An 8,207-nucleotide genomic window follows, 5' to 3' on the forward strand; every position below is an offset into this window, starting at 1 on the left:
GTGTCGGGTCGGGTCGGATCGCGGGGGTCTCAGCGTCGGACGGGCGCGTCTGACGGGCGAGGGCTGTGGTGTCGTGCGGTTCGGTGGTCACAGGAGAGATCGTCGGACCTTCTCACCAGTGTCAGGGTCAAGCCGGGACTATCTCTGCTGGCTGTGACGTTGTGCACCCCGTGATCGTGCGACGACCTCAGACCTTCCGAGGACCACTGCCTGACGCGGAGATCTCCTCTCGCCCCGGGACCGAGGCCCTCCGACGACCTCTCGACCTCCGACGACCTCTCGACCGCAGGGATGACCGTGCGCACAGGGATGACGGTGCGCACAGGAGTGACCGAGCGCAGAGTGGTGACCGTGCGCATCGGTGAGCTGGCCTGCCGGACCGGGACGACCCCGCGGCTGCTGCGCTACTACGAGGAGCAGGGCCTCATCACTCCCAGCAGGGAGCCGAACGGTTACCGCGACTACGACGAGCGTCTGGTCGCACGCGTCGAGCACATCCGCGGTCTGCTGGGCGCGGGGATGTCGACCCGGCTCATCCATCTGATCCTGCCGTGCCTCAACCGGCCCGACAGCATCTTCGTCGACGACGTGGCTCCGGAGACCGTGGCCCTCCTCGAGGAAGAGCTCGCCCGGATGGACAGCCGGATCGAGTGCCTCACGAAGAACCGTGACGCGATCGCGATGTACCTCGGCGCGGTGACCGCGGCCGGGCGCTGACGCTTGCGGGCTGTCTAGCTGCGGGACGCTGATGCTTGCGGGCTGTCTAGCGGCCGGGCGCTGATGCTGGCGGCCGGGCGTGAGCTTCGGTCGATCCACAGTCTCGGCGATCAGCGCAGCTGACATCGACGAGAACGGGTCACCGGCTGACAGCCCCACGACGACCGCGCCTCAGCGGAACCCGGCGAGGTCGAGGGCGGCCGCAGCGATCTGCGCAGTCGCCGCGTCGTCCGTCATGAGCAGCGGCACGGCACGCGAGCGGATCCCCCCAGCCTCGAGCCCCGAGACGGCCTCGTGGTCGCTGTCGTCGACGAGCCACCCGTCGATGACCCCGATTCGTCCCGCCGCAGCCTCGGCCTGGCCGTCGCCCTCGATGAGGTCGTCGCTGTCGAGGCCTTCACGCGCGCCGTAGTGCAGTCCGACAGCCAGTGCGCTCGTCTCGACGCCGATGGTGGCCAGGCACGCGTCCGCCATCCCGCGGACCGCGGCGCCGCCGACGATCGGCGAGATGCCGACGACAGGGGCAGGCGTGGCGTTCAGCGCCTCCCGGATCCGCGGCACACCCAAGATCGTCCCGACCGAGACGACAGGGTTCGACGGCGGGAGCAGCACGAGGTCGGCCGTCATGATCGCGTCGAGGACCTCGGGTGTCGCCGACGCGGAGTCGACCCCGACCTGCTCGAAGCGTCGGGCGGGGATCCCGGCACGGTGCCGCACCCACCACTCCTCGAAGTGGATGAGCCGTTCCGGGTCTTCCGGCGTGCCCTCGCCGACCACGACGTGCGTCTCGACAGGCTGGTCGCTCATCGGCAGCAGGGTCACGCCCGGGTTCCAGCGGCGGCACAGGTGGGCTGTCACCTCGGTGAGGGTCTTCCCGGCGCGCAGCAGCTCGGTGCGTGCCAGGTGGGTGGCGAGGTCGAGGTCACCGAGGGTGAACCACTCCCAGCCGAGGTCGTAGGCGGCGAGGTCGGCCGACACGCGGCTCGACTCGTCCTGACGACCCCAGCCCTGGCCTTCGTGGATCGCACCGCCGAGGGTGTACATCACGGTGTCGAGGTCAGGGCAGACGCGAACCCCGTGCAGCCACATGTCGTCACCCGTGTTCGCGACCACGGTCACCTCGGCCGTGGTGCCGCCCTCGCCGTCTGGGTAGCGCTCGGCGAGCAGGTGCAGCAGGCCACGGGTGAAGCGGGCGCCACCGACGCCGCCGGCGAGGAGAGTGATCTTCATGGTGACGAGCCTAGTCAAGGACGGGCGCCGTACAGTCACGTCACGCGGGCGCTGGGCGGCGCGTACTCCTCACCGGTCCCGTCGGCACAGGTGCCGGTCCCGCGTACCGACGGCAGCTCCACGGAGGGCTCCGGCGGCTGCGAGCCGTCGCCAGAATCTCATCTTCGCAGTGACTTTCATCCGCTTCGCGTACCGCTCTGCACGCTGCGAACCGTCGTCAGTCCTTCTTCTTCGCAGCTGCCTTCATCGCCTTCTTCGTCGTACGGACCTCGTCGAGGCTCGTCTCGTCGGTCACGTCGGCGATCGACCGTCGCGCGTCGGCGTCCCCGTAGGCTCCCGCAGCCTCGCGCCAGCCCTCGGGCTCGACGTCGTACTGCTTGCCGAGCAGCGCGAGGAAGATCGACGCCTTCTGCGCACCGAAGCCCGGGAGGGACTTGAGGCGCCGCAAGACCGTCGGGCCGTCGGGGTCGTCGTCCGTCCAGAGGCGCGTCACGTCGCCGCCGTACGTCGCCTGGACCTCCTGGGCGACAGCCTGGATGCGCCCCGCCATGGACCCGGGGTACCTGTGGACCGCGGGCTTCGTGGCGCAGAGCTCGGAGAACTCCTCGGGGTCGGCCTCGGCGATCTTCCGCACATTCAGGCCGCCCATCCGCTCGGCGATCTTCTGCGGCCCGGCGAAGGCCGACTCCATCGTGACCTGCTGGTCGAGCAGCATCCCGACGAGCAGCGCGAATGGGTCGCTGGAGAGGAGCGCGTCGGCCTCAGGGTCACCGGTGAGCCACAGGTCTCGAGTCATCTGCCCATCATGGCACCGGAGGTGCCGCGAGGCCCGGTGCCGGCGTCTCAGGCATGGCCGCTGTCTGCGCTGTCCTGCCACGCACCGCAAAGTAATGCAAGATTGCACTATGGCTGACGATGCGAACCCCACGACCGCAGACGACCAGAGCACGGCGGGCTCCTACGTGACCCCCGGCACCGAGTTCACCCGCGACGCGCGCTACATCGCGACCCGGATCACCGCCGACGGCCGCGACGGCTACCCGGTCGAGGCCGGCCGCTACAGGCTCGTCGTGTCGAGGGCGTGCCCGTGGGCCAACCGCGCGATCATCGTCCGCAGGCTCCTGGGGCTCGAAGACGCCATCTCCATGGGCGTCGCAGGCCCCACGCACGACGCCCGCTCCTGGACCTTCGACCTCGACCCGGGCGGCGTCGACCCGGTCCTGGGGATCCCGCGCCTGCAGGACGCGTTCTTCGCACGGTTCCCCGACTACGAGCGCGGCATCACGGTCCCGGCCTTCGTCGACGAGACGACTGGCCAGGTGGTGACGAACGACTACGCGCAGATGACCCTCGACATGTCGACCGAGTGGACCGCGCACCACCGCGAGGGCGCGCCGGACCTCTACCCCGAGGCGCTGCGGGCCGAGATCGACGAGGTCGCGCTCGCGGTTTTCAAGGACGTCAACAACGGTGTGTACAGGTGCGGTTTCGCGGGATCGCAGGAGGCGTACGACAAGGCCTACGACAGGCTCTTCGACCGCCTCGACTGGCTGTCGGAGCGCCTGTCGACGCAGCGTTACCTCGTCGGCGACACGATCACCGAAGCCGACGTGCGGCTCTTCACCACGCTGGTCCGCTTCGACGCCGTCTACCACGGGCACTTCAAGTGCAACCGCTCGAAGCTCACCGAGATGCCTGTGCTGTGGGACTACGCCCGCGACCTCTTCCAGACGCCAGGCTTCGGCGACACGATCGACTTCGAGCACATCAAGCAGCACTACTACGTGGTGCACACCGACATCAACCCGACGAGCATCGTGCCCAAGGGGCCGGACCTCAGCGGGTGGCTCGCGCCGCACGACCGTGCCGCGCTCGGCGGTCGCCCCTTCGGCGACGGCACCGCGCCCGGCCCGGTCCGTCCCGGCGAGGAGGTCGACCCTCAGCACTCCGCGGAGGCGATGCGCGGCTGAATATCGCTGGGGGCGGTGCGCGGCTCAAGTCTGCGGGGCGGTGCGCGGCTGGAGACTGCCGGGCGGTGCGCGGCTGAACACTGCGGAGGCGCGGCGAGGCGCGGCTGAGTCCTCTGCGTCCCCTGCGGGGCTGGTCGGCTGCACGTCGGACCTGGAGTGCCGGGCGCGATGGTCGCGACACCCGGGGGTCGTCGTGACTGCGACCAGCATGCCCGGCGCAGTGGTCCTCTCGAGCGCTCCGGGTCAGAACGGCGGCTCGTCGGACTAGGGGGCCGGGCCGTGATCAGCGGTCGCGACGCCACGTTCGTCGCGCCTCCGGCCGTGAACGCGTGAGATCTCTCCGGCGGCGCGGTCGAGATACGTGCGTCCTGACGGCGTGGTCCAGTACACGACGTCAGCGCTGGTCCGCGATGCTGCGTGACGTGTGGACTCGCCGCCGACCTCAGGGCTGGTGATGCTCTCAGCGTCGGTCCGGTACTGAGAGCTGGAGGCACGTCGGTCCATGGCGAGGGCGAGGGGACGCTCGGGCTGAGGGCGGGCGCACTCGTCCCCGTGACCGACCCTGCCGGGGGACTCGGTGCTGACGGTCCAGCCGGTGGTGTGCTTCAACCGGTGGTGCTTCCGGCACAGGTGGATGAGGTTGTGGTGGTCGGTAGCTCCTCCGTGGGCCCAGTCCGTCACATGGTCGATGTCGCAGCGTTGAGCTCGGCGTGAGCATCCGGGGAATCGGCAGGTCTCGTCGCGGAGCCGGAGCCAGGACCTGAGGTCTGCCGGTACGGCGTAGCGGTCGCGCCCCACGGACAAGACGGTGCCTGTCTCGGGGTGGGTGAGGATCCTCAGGAAGCTAGGCGCCTGGGCTGCCAGACGGCGGGCGGTGTCGGCGTCGATAGGTCCGTGGCCGGCGAGGTCGCCAGGCTCGTCGGAGTGGCCGAGGAGAGTCATGACGGGGACGGTGACGGCGACCTGGGGCTTGATGTCCCCGAGGGAGACGCGGTCGGCGACGCCCGCGATCGAGTGAGCGGGTCCGTCGTCGCCTGTGGTGGTGGTCAGGACAGCTGCGCCCGCATCCTCGGCGTCGTTCCCGTCCTCGCTCGCCGTCCCGTTCCTGTGCCCGCTCGCAGCCTCGTTCCCGGGCCCACTCGTCCTGCGGGAGTGGGTGCGGGTAGCGCTGAGGCGGAGAGGTTGACGGTCGGTCGCCCCGGACCTGCCGCCTCCCTCGGGGCTTGAAGGGCCCGCCGAGGGGATGTGCGGTGCGGGCAGCTCGGCGTCGGCGGTCGAGGCCGCGAGCACCGCGCGGGCGTCGTCGTCGAGCAGCAGGTCGATGCTGGCGTCGGCGCGCAGCTGCGCCAGGGTGCGAGGATCGTCGTGGCCTTGGACCGCGGCGGCGATGTCGGTGAGGCGGTGGAAGATCGCCGTGGCCTGGACTGCGGGCAGCAGGTGGTGCAACCACGCCATGCCGTCCTCGCACGGTTGCAGCTCGACGTGGCGGTCCTGGGCGGCGAGCCGGTGGCGAACCGACATCGGGCGGGGGTCGCGGTGCTCATGCTCGCGCCGGGCGACGCGCTTGAGCCGGGAGACCGTGGTGCTGCGAGCCCTGTCTGCCAAGATCGCGTCCAGCTCGAGGACCGATGTCTCGTCCAGACCTGTGGTCGCGTCGAGCACTGCGAGGGCGTGCCTGTAGGAGACCTCGCCCGAACGCAGGGCGGTCATCGTCGCGGGGTGCTCGTGGACCAGGGACTGCGACTCGACGAGCAGCGCGGACGCCGACCTCTCGGGCAGGCGCAGCGCGCAGGCGAGCTCGGCGGTCACCGACCGCTCGGCCAGACCGCGGTCCAGGCCGCTGGCGTGCTCCAGGCCCCGGCGCCGGGCGGCTGCGTCGGCAGCGTCGCGAGACCAGCGGCGCAGCGCCTCGACCCGCTCAGCGCACCGAGCCTGTGCAGCGGCAACCTCGGCGAACCCCGCCACGACCGCGTCGACCAGCTCGCTCTGGCGATCGTTTACCTGAGCGAGGGTCATCGAGTCGATGTCCTCAGCCCCCGTATCGTCGGGCTCGAGCGACTCGAGCGACTCGAGCGACTCGAGCGACTCGAGCGACACAAGGGACGCGTCGGGCGCGGAAGGAGGCACTAGAGATGCTGGCGAGGTAGGTGATGGGAGCAAGGGAGAAGACGCCAGCGATGCGAGACCTGACGGCATGGCGCGAACAGCACCGTGCGCTTCGTGAGGTATCAGCAGTTCCGTCGACATGTCGCAATTCTACGGATCACCACTGACACGCGCCGACGATGCTCTCCCGACCCGCCGTCCCTCAGACCAGTGCGAAGGACAGCACAGGTCTCCCCGTCTCCGGGTGGGTCAGCACCGTGCACCGGACGCCGTACACCTCGTCGAGCACCTCAGGCACGAGCACCTCCTCGACAGGCCCAGCAGCCACGACCCGACCTCCGGCGAGGACCACCACGTGGTCGCAGACGCTCGCCGCGAGCGTCAGGTCGTGCAGTGCCGCGAGCACGGTGACGCCTTCGTCGGCAAGCTCGCGGAGCAGCGCGACCGTCTCGAGCTGCGCGCTGATGTCGAGATGGTTGGTGGGCTCGTCGAGCAGGAGGAGACGAGGCTGCTGAGCGAGTGCCCGGGCCATGTGCACACGCTGTCGCTCGCCCCCGGACAAGGAGGCGAGGGCCCGGTCCGCGAAGGCCGTCATCCTGGTGCGCGCCAGAGCGTCGTCGGCGATGGCGTGGTCGGTGGCGCTGTCACCTGCCAGCAGCGAACGGTGCGGGATCCGACCCAGCAGCACAGCATCGAGCACGGTGAGCGGGAGCTCGGCCGAGGCGTCCTGCTCGACCACGGCCAGCTGCCGCGCGCGCTCCCGACGCCTGAGGCCCAGGAGGTCTACGCCACCGAAGCCGACCTCGCCAGCATCGGCTCCGAGCACACCGGTCAGCAGGCGCAGGAGGGTCGACTTGCCGGACCCGTTCGGACCCACCAGACCGGTCAGCGCCCCGACGGGAGCCGTGCAGTCGACGCCGTCGACGATCGTCCGGCCGTCGACGGACCACGTCATCCTCGAGGCGCTGAGCCCCCGAGGCTCGCGGACTGCGGTACCAGACTCGCGGACTGCGGTACCAGACTCGAGCCCCATGCCACGAGGCTCGCGCCCCGCTGCACCAGGCCCGCCCCTCGCGGCATCAGGCCCGCCCCTCGCGGCTCCAGGACCGCGCCTCCCGGCTCCAGGACCCCGCACCGGCGCCCGTGTCACGCGAGCCTCCGCCCACGCCACAGCAGCGCGGCGAACACCGGGGCGCCGACAGCCGCCGTGATGATCCCGACAGGCACCTCCCGCGGGGCGAAGACCGTCCGCGCGAGCGTGTCGGCCCACACGAGGAACGACGCTCCCGTCAGCGCGGAGAGCGGCAGCAGCAGCCTGTGCCGCGCCCCGGTGAGCAAGCGCACGGCGTGCGGCAGGATCAGCCCGACGAAGCCGACAGCCCCCGAGACCGACACGAGCGCCCCCGTGAGCAGCGCGACGCCGACGAGCAGCAGCCACCTGGTCCGCTCGACCGAGATCCCGAGCGCCGCCGCCGAGGAGTCGCCGAAGGTGAAGGCGTCCAGGACCGACCCCGACAGCGCCAAGAGCGACCCGAGGACGAGCACGGCGATCCCCGCGATCGCGACCGATCCCCACGTGGCGCCGGCGACCGAGCCCATGAGCCACGACAAGATCTCCCGGTAGGAGTCGCCCGTCGCGGACCAGAAGATGACGAAGGACGTCGCCGCCGCGCAGAGCTGGCTGACTGCGAGGCCCGACAAGACGGTCCGCGTCGGCGTGATCGCGCCGAGCGCCCCGGCGAGCCCGAGGGCTGCGGCGAGCGCGAGCACAGCCCCCGCGAAGGCCGCGACAGGCAGCAGCAGGCCCAGACCGAGCACGAGGACCAAGACCGCGCCGAGGGACGCGCCCGAGGACAGCCCGAGCAGATAGGGGTCGGCGAGCGGGTTGCGGGTGAGGGACTGCATGACGACACCGCAGAGCGCGAGGCCTGCGCCGACGGCCGCGGCCGTGAGCACCCTGGGGAGCCGTAGCTGCCACACGATCCCGTCCCGCAGGACGCTCAGCGGCTCGACGCCGGCCAGGTGGTCGAGGCCGAGCCCGCGGGTCAGGTGCCAGGCGACGGATCGCCACACCTCGCCGACGCCGAGATCGGCCGAGCCGATCGTCACGGCGAGGAGCACGGTCGCCACGAGCACAGTGGTGGCGCCGGTCAGCCAGGGGAGGGCCCGGGGACGGGACCTGGG

Annotated in this window: 7 protein-coding genes; 2 read left to right on the top strand and 5 right to left on the bottom strand. The window is 70.9% G+C overall.

Annotated features, from left to right (window positions below; translation table 11 throughout):
* Positions 1–291 precede the first annotated feature (291 nt).
* Positions 292–717 (top strand): MerR family transcriptional regulator, encoded by a 426-nt coding sequence (locus HZZ10_RS18650; protein WP_228087820.1) that lies wholly within the window; start codon positions 292–294, stop codon positions 715–717.
* Between the two features lie 171 nt (positions 718–888).
* Here the strand turns inward: HZZ10_RS18650 and cofD are convergent, their stop codons facing one another.
* Both cofD and HZZ10_RS18660 read right to left on the bottom strand, forming a co-directional pair.
* Positions 889–1,947, bottom strand: a complete 1,059-nt coding sequence (gene cofD / locus HZZ10_RS18655) for a 2-phospho-L-lactate transferase (RefSeq protein ID WP_179914660.1) — start codon at positions 1,945–1,947, stop codon at positions 889–891.
* Positions 1,948–2,164: 217 nt separating this feature from the next.
* The gene (locus tag HZZ10_RS18660) at positions 2,165–2,743 is read right to left on the bottom strand and encodes an HhH-GPD-type base excision DNA repair protein (protein WP_179914661.1); all 579 of its coding nucleotides are present in this window, start codon (positions 2,741–2,743) and stop codon (positions 2,165–2,167) included.
* A gap of 109 nt (positions 2,744–2,852) precedes the next feature.
* Between HZZ10_RS18660 and HZZ10_RS18665 the strand changes: the two genes are divergently transcribed.
* The gene (locus tag HZZ10_RS18665) at positions 2,853–3,917 is read left to right on the top strand and encodes a glutathione S-transferase family protein (RefSeq protein WP_056129885.1); all 1,065 of its coding nucleotides are present in this window, start codon (positions 2,853–2,855) and stop codon (positions 3,915–3,917) included.
* A 264-nt stretch (positions 3,918–4,181) separates the two neighbouring features.
* Here HZZ10_RS18665 and HZZ10_RS18670 read toward each other — a convergent pair whose 3' ends face one another.
* From HZZ10_RS18670 to HZZ10_RS18680, 3 genes are all read right to left on the bottom strand, one after another.
* A complete protein-coding gene (locus tag HZZ10_RS18670; RefSeq protein WP_179914663.1) occupies positions 4,182–5,933 on the bottom strand; it encodes an HNH endonuclease signature motif containing protein in 1,752 nt (583 codons plus the stop codon).
* A 292-nt stretch (positions 5,934–6,225) separates the two neighbouring features.
* Complete coding sequence (locus HZZ10_RS18675) at positions 6,226–7,056, bottom strand: putative F420-0 ABC transporter ATP-binding protein (RefSeq protein ID WP_228087821.1); 831 nt, start codon at positions 7,054–7,056, stop codon at positions 6,226–6,228.
* Positions 7,057–7,169: 113 nt separating this feature from the next.
* Entirely contained in the window at positions 7,170–8,177 is a 1,008-nt protein-coding gene (locus HZZ10_RS18680; protein WP_179914665.1) for a putative F420-0 ABC transporter permease subunit, read from the bottom strand.
* Between the last annotated feature and the right edge of the window lie 30 nt (positions 8,178–8,207).

The organism is Sanguibacter inulinus (assembly GCF_013415325.1).
GTDB lineage: Bacteria > Actinomycetota > Actinomycetes > Actinomycetales > Cellulomonadaceae > Sanguibacter > Sanguibacter inulinus.